This window comes from Blautia sp. SC05B48 (assembly GCF_005848555.1).
Lineage (GTDB): Bacteria > Bacillota > Clostridia > Lachnospirales > Lachnospiraceae > Blautia_A.
Genome location: NZ_CP040518.1, coordinates 3,451,555 through 3,473,200, shown reverse-complemented (window position 1 = coordinate 3,473,200; position 21,646 = coordinate 3,451,555). Strand labels below are relative to the sequence as shown.

Annotated in this window: 24 protein-coding genes and 1 pseudogene; 22 read left to right on the top strand and 3 right to left on the bottom strand. The window is 45.5% G+C overall.

Going from position 1 to position 21,646, the window contains the following annotated elements; translation table 11 throughout:
- The first annotated feature begins 113 nt into the window (after window positions 1-113).
- The 8 genes and pseudogenes from EYS05_RS16255 (at window position 114) to EYS05_RS16220 (ending at window position 6,195) form a co-directional block, all read left to right on the top strand.
- A complete protein-coding gene (locus EYS05_RS16255) occupies window positions 114-992 on the top strand; it encodes a YicC/YloC family endoribonuclease (RefSeq protein WP_138277558.1) in 879 nt (292 codons plus the stop codon).
- 45 nt (window positions 993-1,037) lie between these two features.
- Window positions 1,038-1,310, top strand: coding sequence for a DUF370 domain-containing protein (locus EYS05_RS16250; protein ID WP_021978072.1), 273 nt, complete (start codon window positions 1,038-1,040; stop codon window positions 1,308-1,310).
- Window positions 1,303-1,923 (top strand): guanylate kinase, encoded by a 621-nt coding sequence (gene gmk, locus EYS05_RS16245; RefSeq protein ID WP_015525188.1) that lies wholly within the window; start codon window positions 1,303-1,305, stop codon window positions 1,921-1,923. Before EYS05_RS16250 ends, gmk begins: the two co-directional genes overlap by 8 nt.
- Before the next feature lie 53 nt (window positions 1,924-1,976).
- Window positions 1,977-2,231, top strand: a pseudogene (gene rpoZ, locus EYS05_RS16240) (DNA-directed RNA polymerase subunit omega); the annotation flags it as partial.
- A gap of 100 nt (window positions 2,232-2,331) precedes the next feature.
- Window positions 2,332-3,669, top strand: a complete 1,338-nt coding sequence (rimO, locus tag EYS05_RS16235; RefSeq protein WP_138277557.1) for a 30S ribosomal protein S12 methylthiotransferase RimO — start codon at window positions 2,332-2,334, stop codon at window positions 3,667-3,669.
- Entirely contained in the window at window positions 3,653-4,192 is a 540-nt protein-coding gene (gene pgsA / locus EYS05_RS16230; protein WP_015525184.1) for a CDP-diacylglycerol--glycerol-3-phosphate 3-phosphatidyltransferase, read from the top strand. Before rimO ends, pgsA begins: the two co-directional genes overlap by 17 nt.
- 31 nt (window positions 4,193-4,223) lie before the next feature.
- Window positions 4,224-5,480 (top strand): competence/damage-inducible protein A, encoded by a 1,257-nt coding sequence (locus tag EYS05_RS16225; RefSeq protein ID WP_138277556.1) that lies wholly within the window; start codon window positions 4,224-4,226, stop codon window positions 5,478-5,480.
- Window positions 5,481-5,883: 403 nt separating this feature from the next.
- Window positions 5,884-6,195, top strand: coding sequence for an Ig-like domain-containing protein (locus EYS05_RS16220; RefSeq protein ID WP_138277555.1), 312 nt, complete (start codon window positions 5,884-5,886; stop codon window positions 6,193-6,195).
- An 86-nt stretch (window positions 6,196-6,281) separates the two neighbouring features.
- Here EYS05_RS16220 and EYS05_RS16215 read toward each other — a convergent pair whose 3' ends face one another.
- Together EYS05_RS16215 and EYS05_RS16210 are read right to left on the bottom strand one after the other, a co-directional pair.
- Window positions 6,282-7,112, bottom strand: coding sequence for a Cof-type HAD-IIB family hydrolase (locus EYS05_RS16215; RefSeq protein WP_138277554.1), 831 nt, complete (start codon window positions 7,110-7,112; stop codon window positions 6,282-6,284).
- A gap of 87 nt (window positions 7,113-7,199) precedes the next feature.
- Window positions 7,200-8,783 (bottom strand): glucose-6-phosphate isomerase, encoded by a 1,584-nt coding sequence (locus EYS05_RS16210; protein WP_138277553.1) that lies wholly within the window; start codon window positions 8,781-8,783, stop codon window positions 7,200-7,202.
- A 314-nt stretch (window positions 8,784-9,097) separates the two neighbouring features.
- On the opposite strand from EYS05_RS16210, the gene EYS05_RS16205 reads away from it, so the two are divergent.
- From EYS05_RS16205 to rsfS, 14 genes are all read left to right on the top strand, one after another.
- On the top strand, window positions 9,098-10,414 hold the full coding sequence (locus EYS05_RS16205) for a Na+/H+ antiporter NhaC family protein (RefSeq protein ID WP_330575495.1): 1,317 nt from the start codon (window positions 9,098-9,100) through the stop codon (window positions 10,412-10,414).
- Complete coding sequence (locus EYS05_RS16200) at window positions 10,411-11,112, top strand: DNA alkylation repair protein (RefSeq protein ID WP_118515419.1); 702 nt, start codon at window positions 10,411-10,413, stop codon at window positions 11,110-11,112. Before EYS05_RS16205 ends, EYS05_RS16200 begins: the two co-directional genes overlap by 4 nt.
- Window positions 11,113-11,133: 21 nt before the next feature.
- Window positions 11,134-12,588, top strand: coding sequence for an ATP-binding protein (locus EYS05_RS16195; protein WP_138277551.1), 1,455 nt, complete (start codon window positions 11,134-11,136; stop codon window positions 12,586-12,588).
- A 127-nt stretch (window positions 12,589-12,715) separates the two neighbouring features.
- Window positions 12,716-14,587, top strand: a complete 1,872-nt coding sequence (locus EYS05_RS16190) for a TIGR03960 family B12-binding radical SAM protein (RefSeq protein ID WP_138277550.1) — start codon at window positions 12,716-12,718, stop codon at window positions 14,585-14,587.
- On the top strand, window positions 14,562-15,278 hold the full coding sequence (locus EYS05_RS16185; protein WP_334295811.1) for a TIGR03936 family radical SAM-associated protein: 717 nt from the start codon (window positions 14,562-14,564) through the stop codon (window positions 15,276-15,278). Before EYS05_RS16190 ends, EYS05_RS16185 begins: the two co-directional genes overlap by 26 nt.
- The gene (locus EYS05_RS16180) at window positions 15,262-16,485 is read left to right on the top strand and encodes a ribonuclease E/G (protein WP_118515426.1); all 1,224 of its coding nucleotides are present in this window, start codon (window positions 15,262-15,264) and stop codon (window positions 16,483-16,485) included. The genes EYS05_RS16185 and EYS05_RS16180 overlap by 17 nt, the downstream gene beginning before the upstream one ends.
- 141 nt (window positions 16,486-16,626) lie before the next feature.
- Window positions 16,627-16,932 (top strand): 50S ribosomal protein L21, encoded by a 306-nt coding sequence (gene rplU / locus EYS05_RS16175; protein ID WP_015525170.1) that lies wholly within the window; start codon window positions 16,627-16,629, stop codon window positions 16,930-16,932.
- Window positions 16,933-16,944: 12 nt separating this feature from the next.
- The gene (locus EYS05_RS16170; RefSeq protein WP_138277549.1) at window positions 16,945-17,265 is read left to right on the top strand and encodes a ribosomal-processing cysteine protease Prp; all 321 of its coding nucleotides are present in this window, start codon (window positions 16,945-16,947) and stop codon (window positions 17,263-17,265) included.
- A gap of 5 nt (window positions 17,266-17,270) precedes the next feature.
- Window positions 17,271-17,558: a 50S ribosomal protein L27 gene (gene rpmA / locus EYS05_RS16165; protein ID WP_015525168.1), complete on the top strand. Its 288-nt coding sequence runs from the start codon at window positions 17,271-17,273 to the stop codon at window positions 17,556-17,558.
- Window positions 17,559-17,622: 64 nt separating this feature from the next.
- Window positions 17,623-18,915, top strand: a complete 1,293-nt coding sequence (gene obgE / locus EYS05_RS16160) for a GTPase ObgE (RefSeq protein ID WP_118515427.1) — start codon at window positions 17,623-17,625, stop codon at window positions 18,913-18,915.
- Window positions 18,916-18,927: 12 nt separating this feature from the next.
- A complete protein-coding gene (gene yhbY, locus EYS05_RS16155; RefSeq protein WP_021978046.1) occupies window positions 18,928-19,218 on the top strand; it encodes a ribosome assembly RNA-binding protein YhbY in 291 nt (96 codons plus the stop codon).
- A 16-nt stretch (window positions 19,219-19,234) separates the two neighbouring features.
- Window positions 19,235-19,876, top strand: a complete 642-nt coding sequence (nadD, locus tag EYS05_RS16150; protein WP_118624700.1) for a nicotinate-nucleotide adenylyltransferase — start codon at window positions 19,235-19,237, stop codon at window positions 19,874-19,876.
- Window positions 19,863-20,477 carry a bis(5'-nucleosyl)-tetraphosphatase (symmetrical) YqeK gene (yqeK, locus tag EYS05_RS16145; protein ID WP_015525164.1) on the top strand — a complete coding sequence of 205 codons (615 nt, stop codon included), beginning with the start codon at window positions 19,863-19,865 and terminating at the stop codon, window positions 20,475-20,477. Before nadD ends, yqeK begins: the two co-directional genes overlap by 14 nt.
- A 5-nt stretch (window positions 20,478-20,482) precedes the next feature.
- A complete protein-coding gene (gene rsfS, locus EYS05_RS16140; RefSeq protein ID WP_118515429.1) occupies window positions 20,483-20,848 on the top strand; it encodes a ribosome silencing factor in 366 nt (121 codons plus the stop codon).
- 174 nt (window positions 20,849-21,022) lie between these two features.
- Here the strand turns inward: rsfS and lexA are convergent, their stop codons facing one another.
- Window positions 21,023-21,643 carry a transcriptional repressor LexA gene (gene lexA, locus EYS05_RS16135; protein ID WP_015525162.1) on the bottom strand — a complete coding sequence of 207 codons (621 nt, stop codon included), beginning with the start codon at window positions 21,641-21,643 and terminating at the stop codon, window positions 21,023-21,025.
- Window positions 21,644-21,646: the final 3 nt, after the last annotated feature.

The following is a 21,646-nucleotide window of genomic DNA, read 5'->3' as shown; positions in this document are numbered from 1 at the left end:
GTAAAAAAAGAGTTTGACTAGGGTTTTGGAATGAACTATAATAAATCCGTATGCAATCATTGGCTGCATTTATCAGCAGCTGATAAACTTAAGAGGCAGTATTGGAGGATAACATGATAAAAAGTATGACCGGCTTTGGCAGGGCAGAAGCAGTTTCCAGAGAACGTAAGGTTTCTGTTGAACTGAAATCCGTCAATCACAGATATCTGGATCTGAACATCAAAATGCCGAAAAGACTCAGCTATTTTGAGGGAGAGATCCGAAATGTGATGAAGACTTATATCCGCCGCGGCAAAGTTGATGTGTTCATCACCTACGAAGACTATACAATGGGCGGAATGGCTCTGAAGTACAATGCAGAGCTGGCAAGGGAATATCTGGGCTATTTGAACCAGATGAGTGAGGAACTGGGGATTGAGAATGATATCCGTGTTTCCACACTTTCCAGATATCCGGATGTGTTTACAATGGAAGAGCAGGCTCCGGATGAGGAAGAGCTCTGGAATTTTCTGGAGGGTCCGCTTCATGAGGCCTGTCGGAAATTTGTGGAGACCCGCCAGCGTGAGGGTGCTAATCTGAAACAGGATCTTCTTGGGAAGCTGGACGGACTGGAAGCAAAGGTCGATGTAGTGGAAAAACGTTCTCCGGAAGTAGTGAAGGCTTATCGGGAGAAACTGGAAACCAAGATGCATGAGCTTCTTGAAGATAACCAGATCGATGATTCCAGGATCGCCGCAGAGGTGATACTTTTTTCAGATAAGATCTGCAATGATGAGGAGACGGTACGTCTTCGAAGCCACATCCACGGAATGAGAAAGATCCTGGATGAGGACGAGGGCGTGGGACGTAAGATGGATTTCATGGCACAGGAGATGAACCGTGAGGCGAACACCATCCTGTCTAAATCCAATGATCTTACCGTATCCAACGCGGCTATCGATCTGAAGACAGAGATCGAGAAGATCCGTGAGCAGATCCAGAATATCGAGTAACCGGACAGGAAACAGGCTGTACACAGACAGAAAGGGAGAGCGTAAATGGCGAAACTCATTAATGTAGGCTTTGGAAATGTTGTCAATTCACGCAAGATCGTGGCTGTGGTAAGTCCGGATGCCGCTCCTGTGAAGCGCATGATACAGAGTGTCAAGGGAACCCGCACCCTGATTGATGCCACACAGGGAAGAAAAACAAAAGCAGTGATCGTTACTTCCGATGATTATCTTGTGCTTTCCGCTCTGCAGCCGGAAACCATTGCCAGGAGATTTTCGGAAGCGTATGGAGAAGAAACGAGGGAGGAAGGAAATGAGTAAGGGAATTTTAGTTGTTGTTTCGGGCTTTTCCGGTTCCGGAAAAGGTACTGTCATGAAACGTCTGATGGAAAAATATGACAATTATGCATTATCTGTTTCTGTTACTACCAGAAATCCAAGACCGGGCGAGAAGGACGGAGAGGCTTATTTCTTCCGCACAAAAGAAGAATTTGAACAGCTGATCCGGGAAGACGGACTGATCGAGTATGCACAGTATGTGGAGAATTATTATGGCACACCCCGCAAATATGTAGAGGAGCAGCTTTCCGCAGGGAAAGATGTGATTCTTGAGATCGAGATCCAGGGTGCCATGAAGATCCGTGAGAAGTTTCCGGATACACTGCTGGTATTTGTATGTCCGCCGTCTATGGAGGAGCTTAAGAACCGTCTGGTAGGTCGCGGAACAGAGACTCTGGATGTGATCAACGGGCGTCTCAGAAGAGCGGTTGAAGAATCCAGAGGAATGGATAAATATGATTATCTCCTGATCAATGATGATCTGGAGGAATGTGTTGATACACTTCATGAGACCATCCGGTGTGAGCGCATGCGTACATCCAGGAATCATGATTTTGTATCCAGGATCCAGAAAGAAGCGGAAGCTTTTTTATAAATACCAATTAATAAGTTAAATACGGCCCTGCCGTTACAGAAGGGAGAAAAGATATGATACATCCATCTTATTCAGAATTAATTGAGGCTATCAACACAAACAACGAGGACGACGATGAGGCTCTCGTGCTGAACAGCCGTTATTCTCTTGTACTTGCAGCAAGCAAACGTGCCCGCCAGCTGATCGCAGGAGCAGAGCCGCTTGTACCGGGTGCAGCAGGAAAGAAACCGCTTTCCGTTGCCATTGATGAGCTCTACAAGGGTAAGGTAAAGATCCTTCCCGGGCAGGAAGAAGAGGAAGAGCTGGAGGCTCTTGAAGCTGAAAAGGAGGCTCTTGAGGCAGCAGAGGGCGAGACCGCAGAAGGCACTGAGACTGCAGAAGCAGCTCAGACAGAAGCGGAGTAATTTTATGAAAATATTATTCATCTCTCTTGGCTGTGACAAGAACCTGGCGGATTCCGAAGAAATGCTGGGACTTCTTACAGCCGGAGGTCATGAGATCACAGACGATGAAACGCAGGCAGATGCAATCGTGATCAATACCTGCTGTTTCATCAAGGATGCCAAGGAAGAGAGTGTGGAAACCATTCTTGAAATGGCAGAGTACAAAAAAACAGGAAGCTGCCATGCACTGATCGTTACCGGCTGTATGGCACAGCGATACCAGAAAGAGATCATTGAGGAGGTTCCGGAGGTCGATGCTGTTCTTGGAACTACATCCTACGGCGACATCGTAAAGGCTCTGGAAGAAGCAGTAGCCGGAAATCATTTCGAAGAATTCCGTGATATTGACTATCTTCCGGACACAGGAAGCAAACGTGTCCTTACTACTGGCGGACATTTCGGTTATCTGAAGATCGCAGAAGGCTGTGATAAGCACTGCACCTACTGTATCATCCCGAAACTCAGAGGTAAATTTCGAAGCGTTCCGATGGAGCGCCTCATTGCCCAGGCAGAGGATATGGCTGAACAGGGAGTGAAAGAACTGATCCTGGTAGCACAGGAGACCACCGTTTACGGAAGAGATCTTTATGGCAAAAAATCTCTTCACATTCTTTTAAAGAAGCTCTGTGAGATCAGAGGTATCCGTTGGATCCGCATCCTTTACTGTTATCCGGAGGAGATTTACGATGAACTGATCGAAACCATTCGTGATGAGAAGAAGATCTGTCATTATCTGGATATTCCGATCCAGCACGCATCGGACCGTATTCTTAAGAGAATGGGCCGCCGTACTTCCAAACAGGAACTGATCGATATTGTCGGAAAGCTCCGCAGGGAGATTCCGGATATCGTGCTGCGTACAACTCTGATCACCGGATTTCCGGGTGAGACGGAGGAAGACCATGAAGAACTGAAGGAATTCGTAGATGAGATGGAATTTGATCGCCTTGGTGTCTTCACTTACTCTCCGGAGGAGAATACCCCGGCAGCAGAGATGGCAGACCAGGTTCCGGAAGAAGTGAAGGAAGAACGCAGAGACGAGCTGATGGAACTTCAGCAGGAAATCTCTTACGACAGAGGTCAGGATCGTATCGGACAGGAACTTCTTGTTATGATCGAGGGAAAAGTTGCAGATGAAAGTGCCTATATCGGACGTACCTATGGGGATGCACCGAAGGTTGACGGATATATTTTCGTTCAGACAGGCGAACTGCTTATGACAGGTGATTTTGCAAAGGTACGTGTGACAGGTGCGCTTGAGTATGATTTGATAGGAGTGCTGAGCGATGAATACACCGAATAAACTTACAGTTGCAAGAATGATACTTGTACCATTTCTTGTAGTTTTCTTACTGACAGGATGGGGAGGAGAAGCAAACCGCTGGATCTGTCTAGCGATTTTTGTCGCAGCAAGTGTGACAGATTGGTTTGACGGTCATCTTGCCAGAAAATATAACCTGATAACCAATTTTGGAAAATTTATGGACCCGCTGGCTGACAAGCTTCTGGTATGCTCTGCCATGATCTGTATGATCGAGGTTGACAAGCTTCCGGCATGGGTTGTGATCATTATCATCGGACGGGAATTTATCATCAGTGGTTTCCGTCTGATCGCAGCTGAGAACGGAATTGTCATTGCCGCAAACTACTGGGGAAAATTTAAAACCGTTTCCCAGATGATCATGATCATACTTCTGATGCTGGATTTCGGAGGTGTTTTTGCAGTGCTGACACAGATATTTATCTGGCTGTCTGTTGCACTGACCATTATCTCCCTGCTGACTTATATCATGCAGAACAGAAAGGTCCTTTCCATGCAGGAGTAGGGATCAAAGTATACGAAAGGAGTTTCTTTTCATGATCACAGAACTGATATCCGTAGGAACCGAGATCCTTCTTGGAAATATCGTAAATACCAACAGTGCCTATCTTTCTGAAAAATGCGCCCTGCTTGGGTTAAGTGTTTACTATCAGGATGTAGTAGGTGATAATGAAGGCCGTATGCGTGACGTGATCCGTACCGCACTGGACCGTTCTGATGTTGTGATCCTCACCGGAGGCCTTGGACCAACAGAGGATGATATCACCAAGGAAGTAACTGCGGATCTGATGGGAATGCCGCTTAAGGAAGATTCCCACTCAAGGAAACTGATCGATAAATATCTGAAGGAATATGAGAAAAACAATCCTCAGAGACGTATCACGAAGAACAACTATAAACAGGCCATGGTCCCTGAGGGAGCCATTGTTCTTGACAATCATAACGGAACTGCTCCGGGACTGATCCTTGAGAAAAAAGGAAAAACCGCAATCCTTCTTCCGGGCCCTCCCAATGAACTGAAGCCCATGTTCGAGGAGTACGTTGTCCCGTATCTGCAGAAAAACCAGCCGGAGATCATTATATCCCAGATGGTGAAGATCAGCGGGATCGGTGAGAGTCAGGTAGCAGAGGAGATCCAGGATCTGATCGAAAGTCAGACTAATCCTACCATTGCACCTTATGCCAAAACCGGTGAAGTGCATCTTCGTGTGACAGCAAGCGCAGAGAATGAAAAGGTCTGCAGAAAGCTGATCAAACCGGTTGTCAAGGAGCTGAAGAAGCGTTTTGGAAAGAATGTTTTTGCCACAGATGAGAGTAAGACACTTGAGGAAGCAGTGATCGATCTTCTGAAAGAAAAAGATTTGAAGCTATCCCTGGCGGAATCGCTCACCGGCGGTATGATCGCCCAGCGCATTGTCAATGTATCCGGTGCGTCGGAGGTGTTTGGCTATGGCTTTGTGACTTACAGTAACAAGGCCAAGCATAAATGTCTGGGAGTGAAGAAGCGTACTCTGAAGGAGCAGGGGGCAGTTTCCGCCAAATGTGCCAGAGAAATGGCAAAGGGTGCCTGCAAAGCATCCGGAGCAGATATCAGTATTTCCGTGACGGGTCTGGCAGGACCGGGAGGCGGAACAAAGGAAACTCCGGTTGGTACTGTATTTATGGGCTGCTGCTATAAGGGCAAGGCCATTGCCAAAGAATTCCATTTCACAGGAAACCGCACGCGGATCCGCGAGCAGACTACAGCGCATGCGCTGGCGATGTTACGTGACTGTATCATTATGAGCAGATAGCGTGTCTTGATCATCTGTCTGGCGTTACAGATTAACCATAATATTTTTTATATAACAGGACTGATTTTTAAACAGATGAAACTTTTGAATTCAAGTATCTGTATCAAAAATCAGTCCTGTTTTATTTTTGTTTCCTGATAATAAGCCTTGGTATGGGCAATGAAAGAATATAAATGATCATATTTGCAAGGATACTATCATAAGTGCTAGTGTTTTTATCAGGGATTTCCTCTAAAATGTGGTTAAAGCAATATATGACGTAAATATACGTTTTACCGGAAAGGGGGAAATCAGAATGAAAAAGAAAAAAATCTGTTGTGTTTTGTGCTTATGATCAGCCTTATTTTTACGATGGCATTCGGAAGTGTGACTGTCAGCGCCGCACCAAAACTGAACAGAACAGGTGAAATACTCTTCTTCCAATCCTAAGATCGCACGTGTGGATTCCAAAGGAAAGATCACCGCAGTGAAAAAAGGAACAGCAGTGATCACAGCGAAGGCAAATACGAAGAAATTTAACTGTAAGGTTACAGTAAAAGCAGCGCAGAAGCCGAAGCCGACACCTACACCGGTGCCGAAACCATCTTTAAGTGCCACCACCTTAAATATGAATAAAGGTGATGTGAGGCAGCTTCAGGTTGGGATCAGTCCTGGCATGATCTTCTTACCAGGATCAAACAGCCGGCAGGAAACTATGAATATTGATCGAATATGAATGCTCCGCCATTCAATCCCATTCTAAAAAAGGAATCGACAGCGTAAAAACTGCCGGTTCCTTTTGGTTATACATAATAGAATATCTCATCGGTGCAGCGCATATTTTTCAATGGCGCGTGCTACGCCGTCTTCGTCATTGGAAGCAGTAATATAATCGGCTGCTTCTTTTACCTGGGGCTGTGCATTGGCCATGGCTACGCCAAAACCGACTTCCTGCAGAAGATGGACATCGTTGTCACCGTCTCCGCATGCCATAATGGATTCCCTTGGGATTCCCAGCATTTCGCCAAGAGCAACAAGAGCGGTTCCTTTGTTGACGCCGGCGGCGTTGATCTCAATATTGTAGCTTAAGGAGCCTACAAGCTCCAGCTCCTTAAGTTCACTTAATTCCTTCCAGGCAGCGGCACGTTCCTCCATGTCTGCAAAAAGCGCCTGGACTTTATCCATGCTTCTGTTTTCTTTTGTAATGACATCCCGGATGTCCGGAACTGCGATACGGGTAGTACGGACATAATTCCACATATTGGGGTCGTGATGGTATTTTCCTACATTATCAAGCTTGGCAGCATCTGCATATCCCTGGCCGTCAAAATAGATCTCACTTAAAGTATCATATTTTTCAAAGATACGGAGAGCTTTTTTTGCACTTTCCATAGGAAGAAGCTGCTCGATAAGAAGTTTATTATGGTCTGTATCAAGGACTCTGGCTCCGTTGGAGGTGAGAGCGTAGTGAATTCCCGGAAAATTTCTCAGTTCCGCGGGAATGCCGGTATATGGCCGGCCGGTAGCCATCAGAACAAGGATACCTGCATCAATAGCTTCCCTGAGAACACGTCTGGTATTTTCTGTGAGTTCTTTTTTTGTATTCAGAAGAGTTCCGTCCAGATCAAGACCGATCATTTTTATCTGCTGCATATCTAAGATTTCCTTTCCCGGTTAAGGTCATATATACAGAAAAACCGTCCCGAAAAAACATTTTCCGGGACGGTACCTATCTGTTTATCAGATGTCAAGAAGATCACTGTAAACTTTCAGTGCTCCGTCTGTATCATGAGCGAGAACACGTTTTGCAAGAACCTTACCAAGCTGTACACCCTCCTGGTCAAAGCTGTTCAGGTTCCATACAAAGCCCTGGAACATGATCTTGTTCTCAAAGTGTGCAAGAAGCGCACCCAGAGACTTCGGTGTAAGTTCCTCGCCGACAATGATACTGGAAGGACGTCCGCCCTTGAAGTTTTTGTTCAGGTTCTCGTCTTCTTTTCCGCATGCAAAAGCAACGATCTGTGCTGCAACGTTTGCACAGAGCTTCTGCTGGCTTGTGCTGTTCTCGATATCAACATCAACACCAAGCTGGCTCTTCTTAAAGCCGATGAACTGAAGCGGAACGATATTGGTTCCCTGATGCAGAAGCTGGTAGAAGGAGTGCTGTCCGTTTGTTCCTGGCTCACCGAAGATCACCGGTCCGGTCACATAATCCACCGGCTCACCAAAGCGGTTTACGGATTTACCGTTAGACTCCATATCACACTGCTGAAGATGAGCAGGGAAGCGGCTTAATGCCTGTGAGTATGGTAAAACTGCAGTAGAAGGATATCCCTGTACATTTCTCTCATAAACGCCGATCAGGGCATCCAGCATATCCGGGTTCTCAAGAATGTTCTTATTTGTTGCAAGCTTATCCTCTTCGGCAGCTCCGTCAAGGATGTCTGCGAATACTTCCGGTCCAAATGCAAGGGAAAGGATCGCTCCGCCTACGCCGGAAACGGAAGAGTAACGTCCGCCGATATAGTCGTCCATGAAAATAGCGGTAAGGTACTCATCACTCTTTGCAAGAGGAGAAGTCTCACTGGTTACAGCAAGCATATGTCTGGACGGGTTCAGGCCCGCTTTTGTAAGGGCGTCTTTTACGAATGCCTCATTTGTCAGAGTTTCAAGTGTTGTACCGGATTTGGATACAACGATGAAAAGAGAGTGAGCAAGATCTACAGATGCAAGAACAGCAGCTGCATCATCAGGGTCAACGTTGCTGATGAATTTTGCTTCCATCTTGAAGGTGTTGTTTGCCTTTGCCCAGTTCTCAAGTGCGATATATAATGCACGCGGTCCCAGGTCACTTCCGCCGATACCAATCTGTACAACAGTAGTGAATTTCTCACCGGCTTCATTTGTGATCTCGCCTGCATGTACTTTGTTTGCAAAATCTGCAGCTTTCTTCTGCTGAGCTACATAGAATTCTCGCTTGTCCACACCGTCAACAACAACAGAATCGCCAAGCTGTGTACGTGCAAGATGATGAAGGACCATACGTTTCTCGCCGGTGTTGATCACTGCGCCGTTGTATAATTCCTGGAATTTCTCGATCAGTTCTGCCTCATCAGCCAGTTTGGAAAGTGCGTCAAGAACGGTCTCGTCCACTTCCTTAGCTGCGTAATTGTAAGCCAGACCTGCTGCCATCGGTACGCTGTACTTCTTTACACGTTCTGCACCCTGCTCGCCGGACATTGCCTCTGCAATGTTCACGTGATCTTTCAGACCGTTAAGTGTGCTGTAAGAAGCAAGAGTGTCCAGATTTTTCCATGTTGCCATAATCATATTCCTCCTTTAATGACTGTGATCAGAGATATCACCATAAATCCTTTGGATATCTTTTTCACAATTGTCTACAGCCAATTATACTGAAAAAAGCTCTGGATTTCAACGGAAGGAACGATTTAATTGGTGAAAATCTTGTTAAATAAGGTAAAAAATATCAGAGATAACAGGATTGTGCCGGAAATATGAAGAAGTTTTCGTCAGCAGCAGGACAGGAATAAGGAAATATGATATGATAGAAAACAGACCACCCGGAGAAAAAAGCCGGGAATATAATAAGTGATGAAGGGAATTGTTTTATGGAGGAAATGAAGAAAAAAGGAAATGTGATCGCACTGCTGCCTATCGGTGTTTTTCTGGTTCTGTATCTGGGACTGGGAATTTTGTTCGAGTATGTGATGGAGATCCCCATGGGATTTTATAATGTACCGATCGTTGTGGCTTTTCTGTCTGCGATCCTGGTGGCATGTGTTCAGAACAGAACGATTAGCTTTGACAGAAAGCTGGAGCTTATGGCAAAAGGAGTAGGAGATAAAAATATCATCACCATGCTTCTGATCTTTCTGACCGCAGGCTCTTTTGTGGGTGTTGTGGGGCGCAGCAGTGCAGAAAGTGTGGCCTACTGTATGCTTTCTCTGATACCGGCACGTTTTTCTGTTGCGGTATTGTTTGTAGTGGCCTGCTTCGTATCTGTGGCTATGGGAACTTCCGTTGGGACTATCACGCTTCTTACTCCTATTGCGGTAGCGGTTTCCAAAGCTTCCGGTTTTGATATGGCATTTTGTGTGGCATCGGTGATGGGAGGAGCCATGTTTGGTGACAACCTTTCTTTTATTTCTGATACCACGATCGCAGCCTGCAATGGTCAGGGCTGTCAGATGAAGGATAAATTCCGGGAAAATTTCTGGATCGCATTTCCGGCAGCTGTTGTTACACTGACTTTGATCCTTATCCTGTCTTTTCAGACAGAGATCCAGGGAAGAGTGGTACAGGATTATCATCTTATACAGATTCTTCCATATGTTCTGGTGCTGATCGGCGGTATCATCGGCATCAATGTATTTGTGGTACTTCTGATCGGAATTATCTCCGGCGCATTTATCATGCTTCTTGGAGGACATATCGCACCGGTGGAGCTTCTGACCAATATAGGCTCCGGTGTTTCCGGAATGTTCGAGACTTGTATGGTGGCTATCCTTGTAGCAGCCATGTGTGCGCTGATCCGGGAGCATGGAGGCTTTGAAGCACTGCTTTCCGGAATACAGAGAGTTTTTAAAGGAAAAAAAGGCGGACTTCTTGGCATGGGACTTCTGGTTGGAGCCATGGATATCGCAACAGCCAATAATACGGTGGCCATTGTTATGGCCAACCCTATTGCAAAGGAAATGGCGCTGGAATATAAGATCACTTCCAGAAAGACAGCTTCTATCCTGGATACATTTTCCTGTATTTTCCAGGGGGTGATCCCATATGGAGCCCAGATGCTGGTTGCTATTTCTGCGGCAAAGGAACTGGGATTTGAGCTTTCTGCTTTTCAGATCATGCCGAAACTGTTTTACCCCATGCTTCTGCTTGCGAGTTCTCTGATCGCGATCTTTGGTGTAAAAGGCGGGGATGATAAATGAATCAGGAAGAGATGATCCGGGATGTTCGGAAAAGACTGTTTGAAATGCAGGATACAGGATATCAGGATTTTCATGCAAGGCTGGTTCCGACTGTGGAGAAAGAAAAGATCATCGGTATCCGGACACCGGTACTCCGGAAATTTGCAAAAGAGTTTGGAAAAACAGAAAGATCCGAAATGTTCCTGAAGGTTCTTCCTCATCAGTACTATGAGGAAAATAATCTCCATGGCCTGCTGATCGAGCAGATCAGAGATTATGATAAATGTCTGGGAGAACTGGAACGTTTTCTTCCGCATATTGATAACTGGGCGACCTGTGATCTGCTGGCGCTCCATATGATGAAAAAACACCGTGATATATTTATCCGGGAGATTTATCGCTGGATGGAGTCAGATAAGCCGTATATCATCCGGTTCGGGATCAGTATGCTGATGCGCCATTATCTGGACGAAGGATTTAAACCGGAATATCCGGAGAAAGTGGCAGCGATCCGCTCGGAAGAATATTATGTAAATATGATGCGAGCCTGGTATTTTGCTACAGCGCTGGCAAAACAGTATGAGAAGATCCTTCCATTTCTGGAAGCGCAGAGGATGGATATCTGGACTCATAACAAGACGATCCAGAAATCCATTGAAAGCTACCGTATCACACAGGAACAGAAGGATCATCTCAGGACACTGCGGATAAAGAAATAAACAGCAGGTAAGGGTTGGAATATGAAGGCAATATCGATCTATGCACTTACAAGAAATCAGAGTATGGAATGTGTTCAGAAGCTGGAACGCCAGCTTTCCGGCAGAGATTTTTTTCTCAGGATCAAAGAGTGGGAACTGGAAAGTATGAAAGTACTGGTGAAGCAGTTGGAACTGCATATGGAAGAGGTATATAAGCTCCGGCTTTTTTATTCGTTCCAGATCCCGAAGCTTGGAAAGGAGTTTGATCTTCTTCAGATCAAGGATGATCAGATCGTAAATATTGAACTGAAAAGTGGCAGTGTATCGGATGAGGCTATTCGAAGACAGCTGATCCAGAACCGGTATTATCTGTCTGTTTTTGGAAAACCGATCCTGTCGTATACCTATATCAGTAGCGAAGACCGTCTGGTAAGGCTGACCAATCATGATCACATCGTGGATGGAGACTGGGAAAAGCTTTGTACTGCGCTGGAGAAAGAAGGTCAGGATTATGGTGGTGATATTGAAGATCTGTTTCAGGCAGAGCTGTACCTGATCTCTCCACTGACAGAACCGGAACGTTTTCTCAAAAAGGAGTATTTCCTTACTTCACAGCAGAGAGATATCGAACGGCAGATCCTGAAGAGGATCCGGGGAGAGAGAAATGGATATTTCTGGTTCAGTGGTCTTCCCGGAACAGGAAAAACCCTGCTGCTCTACGATATTGCAATGCGGCTGTCTGTGCGTCAGAAAGTCTGTATCGTTCACTGCGGCGAAGGAGGAAAAGAATGGCGGCTTCTTCATGACCGTCTGCGGCGGATAGATTTTCTGGCAGATGATCAGCTGGGAGAGTCAACAGATCTTGGCTGTTACAGCAGTATTCTGGTAGATGAATCGCATCTTCTTTCTCCGGAAAAAATGTCGGTTCTGCTTACATGGAGCGAGCGCCGGCCTGTGATCTTTTCCAGTGATTCCGAAGATGTGATATCACCGGAGGAGTTGGATCGAAGTATTGTGGAGGGACTGGGAAAGCTGCCGGGAATTCAGAAATTCCATCTGACAAACCGGATCCGTACCAATGCGGAACTGTCTTCTTTTATTCAGAACATGGTACATCTGCCGGAAAAAAGAAGCTCCAGATGGTATCCGCATATTGTGGTGATGTATGCCAACAATAACAGTGAGGCGGAAAAGCTTCTGCATGATCTTATGAAACAGGGATTTAAGGAGCGGACAGAAGAGGCTTCCGGGCAGCCTGGTGTCCAGGCGGTGAGACCTGAGGAGAAGATTGTCGTATTGCTGGATGAACAATATTATTATGATGAAAACGGATATCTCAGATCCAGGTGTTCTTCGGGAGAATATTCTAATGTACGAAGTCTTTTTCACCTTCTGAACCAGGCAAAAGAGAGCCTTGCCCTGGTGGTGAAGGAGAATATGGCAGTATATGAAGTGCTGCTTGAGATCCTGCAGATGAAGAAAAAGCATATACGTTGAATTTTCGTGACTGTAAACTAACTGACTCTCCCTTGAAATCCCCCACCATTCCGTATATAATGGGAACGTTGTGGGGGATTTTCCCTGCTTGGCATTATGTTAAACAATAACTTCTGAAAGGAATATTATGAGAACTCTAGCTTTAAGCGATGAAATTTTAATGAAGGTTGACAAAGCTGCCCGCTATATCGGCGGTGAAGTCAACTCCGTAATGAAAGATAAAAATGCGGTAGATATCCGTTTCGCAATGTGCTTCCCGGATGTCTACGAGATCGGAATGTCAAACCTCGGCATGATGATTCTCTATAACATGTTCAACCAGCGTGAGGACGTATGGTGTGAGCGGCTCTTTTCCCCATGGCCGGATCTGGATAAGGTGATGAGGGAGGAGAAGATCCCGTTGTTTGCACTGGAATCCCAGGAGCCCATCCGGGATTTTGATTTTCTTGGAATTACGATCGGGTACGAGATGTGCTATACCAATATCCTCCAGGTACTGGATCTCAGTGGTATCCCGCTGAAAAGCGCAGACCGTGGTGAGGATTTCCCTATTGTGATCGGTGGCGGTGCCTGTGCGTATAATCCGGAGCCGCTGGCACCTTTTTTTGATATGTTTTATATCGGAGAAGGTGAAACGGTTTATGATGCACTTTTTGATGCGTACAAGGCCAATAAAAAGGCTGGTGGCAGCAGGAAGGATTTTCTTCTGGCAGCAGCTAAGATCCCTGGAATTTATGTTCCGTCTCTCTATGAAGTTACCTATAAAGAAGATGGTACGATCGCATCCTTTGCACCGACGGCGGATGGTGTTCCCGAGAAGGTCCAGAAGCAGCTGATCATTGATATGGAAAAGGAATACCGGGCTGTGGAGGCGCCGGTTGTTCCTCACATCAAGGCAACACAGGATCGTGTAACTCTTGAGATCCAGAGAGGATGCATTCGAGGTTGTCGTTTCTGCCAGGCGGGTATGATCTACCGTCCGACCCGTGAACGTGATGTGGAGACTTTGAAGGAATCGGCGCGTACCATGCTGAAAAATACAGGACATGAAGAGATTTCCCTCAGTTCCTTAAGCTCCAGTGACTATTCCCAGCTGAAAGAGCTGGTGAACTTTCTGATCGAAGAGTTTCATGGGAAGGCTGTTAATATTTCCTTACCATCTCTCAGGATCGATGCGTTTGCACTGGATGTTATGAGTAAAGTGCAGGATGTAAAGAAAAGCAGCCTGACCTTTGCTCCGGAGGCTGGTTCTCAGCGACTTCGTGACGTTATCAACAAAGGCCTGACAGAGGAAGTGATCCTCCATGGTGCAGGCGAAGCGTTCAAGGGCGGCTGGAATCAGGTGAAGCTTTACTTTATGCTCGGTCTTCCCACAGAAACAGAAGACGATATGAAGGGAATTGCTCATCTGGCACAGAAGATAGCAGAGACCTATTACGAGGTGGTTCCGAAAGAACAGCGTAAAGGTAAGGTACAGATCAACGTCAGCACTTCTTTCTTTGTGCCGAAGCCATTTACCCCATTTCAGTGGGCGCCAATGTATGCAGAGCAGGATTTTGTGGAAAAAGCCAAGGTGGTTAAAAATGAAGTCCGTGCCCAGCTGAATCAGAGAAGTATCCGTTATAACTGGCATGAACCGGATGTAACAGCTCTGGAAGGATTTCTCGCACGTGGGGACAGGCGATGTGCGGACGTGATCCTGAAGGCTTATGAAAAAGGTGCCCTTTACGATGCCTGGACAGAAAATTTTGATTATGATATCTGGAAGGATGCTATGGCTGAATGCGGAGTGGATATGACATTCTACACACTTCGTGAAAGAAGCCTGGATGAGATCCTTCCATGGGATTTCATTGATACCGGTGTCAGCCGCAGATTCCTGGAGCGAGAATGGCAGCGTGCAAAAGAGGGTGTTGTGACAGAAAACTGCCGTCAGAAATGTTCCGCATGTGGAGCTATGAAATTTAAAGGAGGTGTCTGCCTTGAAGGTAAGAATTAAATTCAGCAAAGAGGGTCCTATGAAGTTTGTGGGACATCTGGATACCATGCGTTATTTTCAGAAAGCGCTTCGTCGTGCAGAGCTTCCGGTAGCGTTTTCCGGCGGGTACAGCCCGCATATGATTATGTCTTTTGCAGTTCCCCTTGGAGTAGGGATGGAGAGTCTCGGAGATTATTTTGACCTGGAAATGGCAGAAGATATGCCTACTGCAGAGATCGCAGCCCGTCTGGAGGGACAGATGGCAGAGGGGATGCATATCGTAAGTGTTCGCAAGGTAGAGGATGGGAAAGCGGGTAAAGCGATGGCGTTGGTGGCAGCAGCAGATTATCTTGTGGAGTTCCGTCCGGGCAAAGAGCCTTCTATCGACTGGAAAGGACAAGTGAAGGAATTTCTGGCACAGCCGGAGATCAAAGTGACCAAGCAGACTAAGCGCAGCGAAAAGGAAATCGATCTCCGCCCGAATATCTATAAAATGGAAGTAAGAGAGAATGGGTTCTTCTATATGCTGGCATCTGCAAGCTCTAATTATACGAAGCCGGAGATGGTAACAAACACCTTTTTTCATTGGCTTGGAGAAGAACTTCCGGAATTTGCCTTCACAGTGAAACGTCTGGAAATGTATGCCGATGAAGGAGAAAATGCAAGTCCACGTTTTGTGACTCTGGAATCATTAGGTGAGGAAATTGAGTAAACTGATCATTACAAGAATGGAGATCCATGGTGTGTCCTGTACAGTAGCGGCCCTTTCAGAGGAGGAACGGATCGTCGAGATCCGGCTGGAATCCGATCAGGAAAAATCCATTCTTGGAAATATATACACCGGACAGGTCGAAAATATCGCATCCAATATCCAGGCGGCTTTTGTGCAGATCGAGCCTGGAAAGAGATGCTACTACCCTCTTGCGGAGGCACAGAGAGCTGTTTTTTCCGCAGGAAGAAAAGGCAACGGACCATTGCGGCCTGGAGATGAGCTTCTGGTCCAGGTAAGCAGGGATGCCATGAAGGGGAAACTTCCGGCATTGACCTCCAATCTGAATTTTACGGGAAGATATCTTGTTCTCACTACAGGAGATAAAAAGTTTGGTCTGTCTTCCAAGCTGGCACAGGAAGACCGCCATCGCCTCAGCGGATGGCTGAAAGAAGAAGCAGAGCGTCCGGATAAGGAATTCGGGATCATTGTCCGGACCAATGCCGCAGATGCTTCCAAAGAAGAGATCCTGAAGGAACTGGAGTGGCTGAAGGGCCGCTACCATAAAGCTGTGGTCCAGGGACGGAACCGAACCTGTTTCAGTCTGGTACTGGAGACAGAACCATTTTATGTGGCGGCTGTGAGAGATGCGTATGGTCGTGACCTGGATGAGATCATTACCGATGTACCGGAAATCAGAGAAATGATCTTGGGATATCTGGAAGAGATCAGCCCGGAGCTTAAAGAGAAGCTTCGTTTTTATCAGGACAAACTTCTTCCGCTTTATAAGTTGTATCGCGTGGAAACTGCACTGGATGCGATCCAGAAAGAAAAAGTATGGCTGAACAGCGGCGGATTTCTGGTGATCCAGCAGACGGAAGCCTTTGTATCCATTGATGTAAACAGTGGAAAATATACCGGAAAGAAGAAAATGGAAGAAACCTTCCGCAAGATCAATCTGGAAGCGGCAGCGGAAATCAGTCGGCAGCTGAGGCTTCGTAATCTCTCCGGTATTATCCTGATCGATTTTATCAACATGGAAAATCCGGATCACAGAGAGGAACTCTTTCATGTTTTACAGAAGCTTCTCAGAAAGGATCCGATAAAGAGCAGGGCCATTGATATCACACCATTGCATATCCTGGAAATGACCAGAAAGAAAGTAAGACGTCCGGTGATCGAGGACATTCGGGAGCTTACAAAAAAATAATAAAAATATCAAAAAAACTATTGACATAACAGTATGTCACTGTTATGATAATCGAGTATGCCGCACAAAGAGGTTAAAGAGCTTCAGTTTCAGAACAGAAGCCACCGAATTTGGCGAGTAAATAATTAGGAGGTGCCACAGATGTACGCAATTATTGCAACAGGTGGTAAACAGTACAAGGTTGCCGAGGGTGACGTAATTAAAGTTGAAAAGCTCGGTGTAGAAGCTGGTGAAACCGTAACATTTGACAACGTGATCGCAGTCAGCAATGACGGATTAAAGGTTGGCGAGGATGTAAAAGATGCCAGTGTTACCGCTTCTGTAGTTGAAAACGGTAAGAATCGCAAGGTCATCGTTTACAAATACAAACGCAAAACTGGATATCACAAGAAAAACGGACACAGACAGCAGTACACCAAAGTTAAGATCGAAAAGATTAACGGTTAATCTGGTGTCATCATGATTACAATTAAAGTCAGAAAGAAAAATGGATCTTACGAAGAATTTATTTCGAAGGGACATGCCGGTTATGCAGAAGCTGGACAGGATATTGTTTGTGCTGCGGTATCTGCACTGATCATTACCACGGTGAATTCTCTTGAAAAATTCACAGATGATAAATTTGATGTGCAGGAAAAGAATGGATTTGTTTCCATTCATTTCAGAAATGATCTTTCTGAACGGGGGATGCTCCTTATGGATTCCTTACTTCTCGGTCTGACGGAAATTGCTGGTAGTTATAACAATCGATATTTGACAGTAAAAGTCAAGGAGGTGTAACAACAATGATGAAGATGAACCTTCAGTTATTCGCACATAAAAAAGGAGTTGGTTCTACAAAGAACGGTCGTGATTCCGAGTCTAAGAGATTAGGTGCGAAAAGAGCAGACGGACAGTTTGTAAAAGCCGGAAACATTCTTTACAGACAGCGCGGAACCAAGATTCACCCAGGTGAAAACGTAGGCTGCGGTAAAGACTATACTTTATTTGCACTTACAGACGGAGTCGTAAGATTCACAAGAAAAGGTCGCGATAAGAAACAGGTTTCTATCGTTCCTGTAGACGCAGAGTAATGAAATAGGTAAAAGGCTTCAAATCGATCCGGTTTGGAGCCTTTTTTTGGAATAGAGGTGTAATATGTTTGCAGATAGAGCAAGGATCATTATCCGCTCCGGTAAAGGCGGCGACGGACATGTAAGCTTCCGCCGTGAGCTGTATGTACCCAATGGCGGGCCGGACGGCGGCGATGGTGGCCGTGGCGGTGATGTGATTTTTGAGATCGACGAGGGCCAGAATACTCTCGGAGACTACAGACACAGAAGAAAATATAAAGCTGAGGATGGCCAGGAAGGCGGTAAAAAACGCTGCCATGGTGCAGACGGTAAGGATGTGGTCCTGAAGGTTCCGGAAGGTACGGTGATCATGGATGCGGAATCCGGCAAGGTCATCGCGGATATGTCCGGTGAGAATCGCAGACAGATCGTATTAAAAGGCGGTCGTGGTGGAAAAGGCAATCAGCACTATGCAACAGCTACCATGCAGGTACCGAAATATGCCCAGCCTGGACAGCCGGCTCAGGAACTTGAGGTTCTCCTTGAACTTAAAGTGATCGCGGATGTTGGTCTGGTAGGATTTCCGAATGTTGGTAAATCTACCTTTCTTTCCCGTGTGACAAATGCACAGCCGAAGATCGCCAACTATCATTTTACAACGTTGAGTCCTAATCTTGGAGTTGTAGATACTGATAACGGCGGCTTTGTTATCGCTGATATCCCGGGACTGATCGAGGGTGCATCGGAAGGTGTAGGGCTTGGACATGAATTCCTCCGTCATATTGAGCGTACACGGGTTATCATCCATATTGTAGATGCAGCTTCCGTAGAAGGTCGTGATCCGGTAGAGGATATCCACAAGATCAATAAAGAGCTGGAAGCTTACAATCCGGAAATTGCGGCAAGACCGCAGGTTATCGCAGCCAACAAGATCGACTGTATTTTTGACGATGGAGAAGAAAGCCCCATCGATCGGCTGAAAGCAGAGTTTGAACCGCAGGGTATTTCCGTTTATCCGATTTCAGCTGTTACTGGACAGGGTGTCAGAGAGCTTCTTTTCCATGTGAAAGAGCTTCTGGATAAGAGCCCGATGAAACCGGTAGTGTTTGAACAGGAATTCTTCCCGGAAGATGTTCTTGTAAATGAAAATCTTCCATTTACTGTGGAGCGCAGCGAAGAAGATCCGGAAGTATTCCTTGTGGAAGGTCCTAAGATTGAAAAAATGCTTGGCTATACAAATCTGGATTCCGAGAAGGGCTTTGCTTTCTTCCAGAAATTCCTGAAAGAGGGCGGTATCCTGGAGGAACTGGAGAAAGCCGGTATCCAGGAAGGTGATACGGTTCGTATGTATGGCTTTGATTTTGATTATTATAAATAAAGAGGTATGACAATGACAAGTAAGCAGAGAGCATATTTAAAAGGCCTTGCCATGACAATGGATCCGATCCTTCAGCTTGGCAAGGGTGGTCTTACTCCTGAAAATACCGCTGCTGTTGAGGAAGCTCTTGCAGCAAGAGAGCTGATCAAGATCAGCGTTCTTCAGAACTGTCTGGAGGATCCGCGTGAAATGGCACAGGTTCTTGCAGAGAGAACAAGATCTCAGGTAGTACAGGTGATCGGTAAAAAGATCGTTCTCTACAGAGAAGGTAAAAAGGACAAGAAAAAAATCATTCTTCCCTAATCTCGGGAGGTTATAAATGAGCAAAGCAACAAAGAAAATAGGAATCATGGGTGGTACTTTTGATCCCATTCATATGGGGCATTTGATCCTGGGAGAAAAAGCCTATGAACAGCTTGAACTTGATAAGGTTTTGTTTATGCCCTGCGGAAATCCACCTCATAAACGGAACCGTAAGGGCAGAGCGACTGATGAACAGCGTGCGGAAATGGTCCGTCTTGCCATAGAGGATAATCCTCACTTTGAGCTGTCTCTGATCGAGATGCATGAGGAAGGCTATACGTATACTTACCGGACTCTGGAACAGCTGAATAAAGCGAATCCGGACACAGAGTATTATTTTATCATCGGTGCAGATTCGCTTTTTAATTTTGATACCTGGATGGAACCGGAACGCATTTGTCATGAAGCAGTACTGGTAGTGGCAACCAGAGATCATACTCCATTGAAGGAACTTGATCAGCAGATGCAACTTCTGTCACAGAAGTATAACGGAAATTTTATTCGACTGGATACCATGAATATTGATGTTTCCAGTGAACTGCTCCGTTCCTGGCATGAAAGCGGGCAGAGTCTCCGCTACTATGTTCCCCAGCCTGTGATTTCCTATATCGAGAAAAATGATATCTATAAAGGAAATGATTCAGATGGGAAAATATGATTTTATCAAGATAAAAAAGAAACTTTCCAAATATCTGGATGAGGCCAGATTTGAGCATACAATGGGGGTTATGTACACTTGTGCTGCGCTTGCCATGGTTTATGATTATGATCTGGAGGATGCACAGGCTGCAGGACTTCTTCATGACAGTGCAAAGTGTATTCCTAATAAAAAGAAACTGAAGCTGTGCAGCCAGCATGATATTCCGGTATCAGATTTTGAAAAGGATCATCCGTTTCTTCTTCATGCCAAACTGGGGGCTTATGTGGCCAGCAGTAAATATGATATTAAAGACGAAGAGATCCTGACAGCGATCACTTATCATACAACAGGAAGACCGGGAATGAGTCTTCTTGAGAAGATCGTATATATTTCAGATTATATTGAACCAATGCGTGACAAGGCTCCGAATCTTGCGAAGGTGCGAAAGATTGCTTTTGAAGATCTGGATGAGTGTATGTATGAGATTTTAAAGGATACACTGGAATATCTGGAGGAAAATCCCAAGGAAATCGACAGTACGACCAGGGATGCTTATGTTTATTATAAAGAACTCCATGACAGAAAAATGCAGGATGCAGCCAACAGACAGGAGGATTAAAATTTATGAGTATCGAAAAAGATATGGTCCGGATTGCCTGCAAGGCACTGGATGATAAAAAAGCAAAGGATATCAAGATCATTGATATCCATGAGGTTTCCGTGATCGCAGATTATTTTGTGATCGCAAGTGCTTCCAACCAGAATCAGGTACAGGCAATGGTTGACAATGCAGATGAAATGCTTGGCCGTGCCGGATATGAAGCAAAACAGATCGAGGGAACCAGAAACTCCAGCTGGGTCCTCATGGATTACGGTGATATGATCATCCATATCTTTGATGAGGAAAACAGACTTTTCTACGATCTTGAGAGAATCTGGAGAGACGGCAAGATTCTTGATGCGGAAGAATTTCTTGGTGAGAATGAGTAAAACTCGTTATATTGGTTTACTGTAAAAATATTATGTAAACTAAAAAAAGGAAATCAAAAAGCAGAAGTTTTCTGCTGAAAAAGAAAAGAGAGATATCTTTGTGGGGCGGTACAGCCACCTTAAAGATATCTCTCTTTTTAGATCACATTACATTGGGATCAGTTGTTTATGCTTTCATGAAAAGAAACGAAATACACCAAATACTTTGCCGAGGATCTGCAGATTACCGGTAATGATGATCGGTTCCATATTGTCGTTCTCCGGCTGAAGTCGATAATAACCATTTTCTTTGTAGAAAGTCTTAACTGTTGCAGAATCATCGATCAGAGCAACCACCATGTCGCCGTTTTCTGCTGTTGCCTGCTGCTTTACAAGAACCTGATCTCCATCAAAAATACCTGCATTGATCATACTGTCGCCTTTGACAGTCAGCATGAAACTTTGTTCATTGGGCATATATTCAGCCGGGATCGGAAAGTAAGCATCGATATTTTCCACTGCCAGGATCGGCTGTCCGGCAGCAACAGTGCCTACAAGAGGAACATTGACAACCTCGCGGCGGACCAGATTGAAATTATCGTCAATGATCTCGATCGCACGGGGCTTGGTGGCATCTCTGCGGATATATCCGTTTTTTTCCAGAGCTTCCAGATGGGAGTGAACGGAAGATGTGGATTTCAGGTTTACTGCTTCACAGATTTCACGGACGGAGGGCGGGAAACCTCTGTTAAGGATCTCGTTTTTCATATAATCCAGTATTTCCTGCTGCTTTTTACTGATTCTGCCATATGTCATGTG

Coding starts and splice junctions, on each gene's coding strand:
- EYS05_RS16255 (WP_138277558.1), top strand. CDS start 114: ATGATAAAAAGTATGACCGGCTTTGGCAGGGCAGAAGCAGTTTCCAGA.
- EYS05_RS16250 (WP_021978072.1), top strand. CDS start 1,038: ATGGCGAAACTCATTAATGTAGGCTTTGGAAATGTTGTCAATTCACGC.
- gmk (WP_015525188.1), top strand. CDS start 1,303: ATGAGTAAGGGAATTTTAGTTGTTGTTTCGGGCTTTTCCGGTTCCGGA.
- rimO (WP_138277557.1), top strand. CDS start 2,332: ATGAAAATATTATTCATCTCTCTTGGCTGTGACAAGAACCTGGCGGAT.
- pgsA (WP_015525184.1), top strand. CDS start 3,653: ATGAATACACCGAATAAACTTACAGTTGCAAGAATGATACTTGTACCA.
- EYS05_RS16225 (WP_138277556.1), top strand. CDS start 4,224: ATGATCACAGAACTGATATCCGTAGGAACCGAGATCCTTCTTGGAAAT.
- EYS05_RS16215 (WP_138277554.1), bottom strand. CDS start 7,112: ATGCAGCAGATAAAAATGATCGGTCTTGATCTGGACGGAACTCTTCTG.
- EYS05_RS16210 (WP_138277553.1), bottom strand. CDS start 8,783: ATGGCAACATGGAAAAATCTGGACACTCTTGCTTCTTACAGCACACTT.
- EYS05_RS16205 (WP_330575495.1), top strand. CDS start 9,098: ATGAAGAAAAAAGGAAATGTGATCGCACTGCTGCCTATCGGTGTTTTT.
- EYS05_RS16200 (WP_118515419.1), top strand. CDS start 10,411: ATGAATCAGGAAGAGATGATCCGGGATGTTCGGAAAAGACTGTTTGAA.
- EYS05_RS16195 (WP_138277551.1), top strand. CDS start 11,134: ATGAAGGCAATATCGATCTATGCACTTACAAGAAATCAGAGTATGGAA.
- EYS05_RS16190 (WP_138277550.1), top strand. CDS start 12,716: ATGAGAACTCTAGCTTTAAGCGATGAAATTTTAATGAAGGTTGACAAA.
- rplU (WP_015525170.1), top strand. CDS start 16,627: ATGTACGCAATTATTGCAACAGGTGGTAAACAGTACAAGGTTGCCGAG.
- EYS05_RS16170 (WP_138277549.1), top strand. CDS start 16,945: ATGATTACAATTAAAGTCAGAAAGAAAAATGGATCTTACGAAGAATTT.
- rpmA (WP_015525168.1), top strand. CDS start 17,271: ATGATGAAGATGAACCTTCAGTTATTCGCACATAAAAAAGGAGTTGGT.
- obgE (WP_118515427.1), top strand. CDS start 17,623: ATGTTTGCAGATAGAGCAAGGATCATTATCCGCTCCGGTAAAGGCGGC.
- yhbY (WP_021978046.1), top strand. CDS start 18,928: ATGACAAGTAAGCAGAGAGCATATTTAAAAGGCCTTGCCATGACAATG.
- nadD (WP_118624700.1), top strand. CDS start 19,235: ATGAGCAAAGCAACAAAGAAAATAGGAATCATGGGTGGTACTTTTGAT.
- yqeK (WP_015525164.1), top strand. CDS start 19,863: ATGGGAAAATATGATTTTATCAAGATAAAAAAGAAACTTTCCAAATAT.
- rsfS (WP_118515429.1), top strand. CDS start 20,483: ATGAGTATCGAAAAAGATATGGTCCGGATTGCCTGCAAGGCACTGGAT.
- lexA (WP_015525162.1), bottom strand. CDS start 21,643: ATGACATATGGCAGAATCAGTAAAAAGCAGCAGGAAATACTGGATTAT.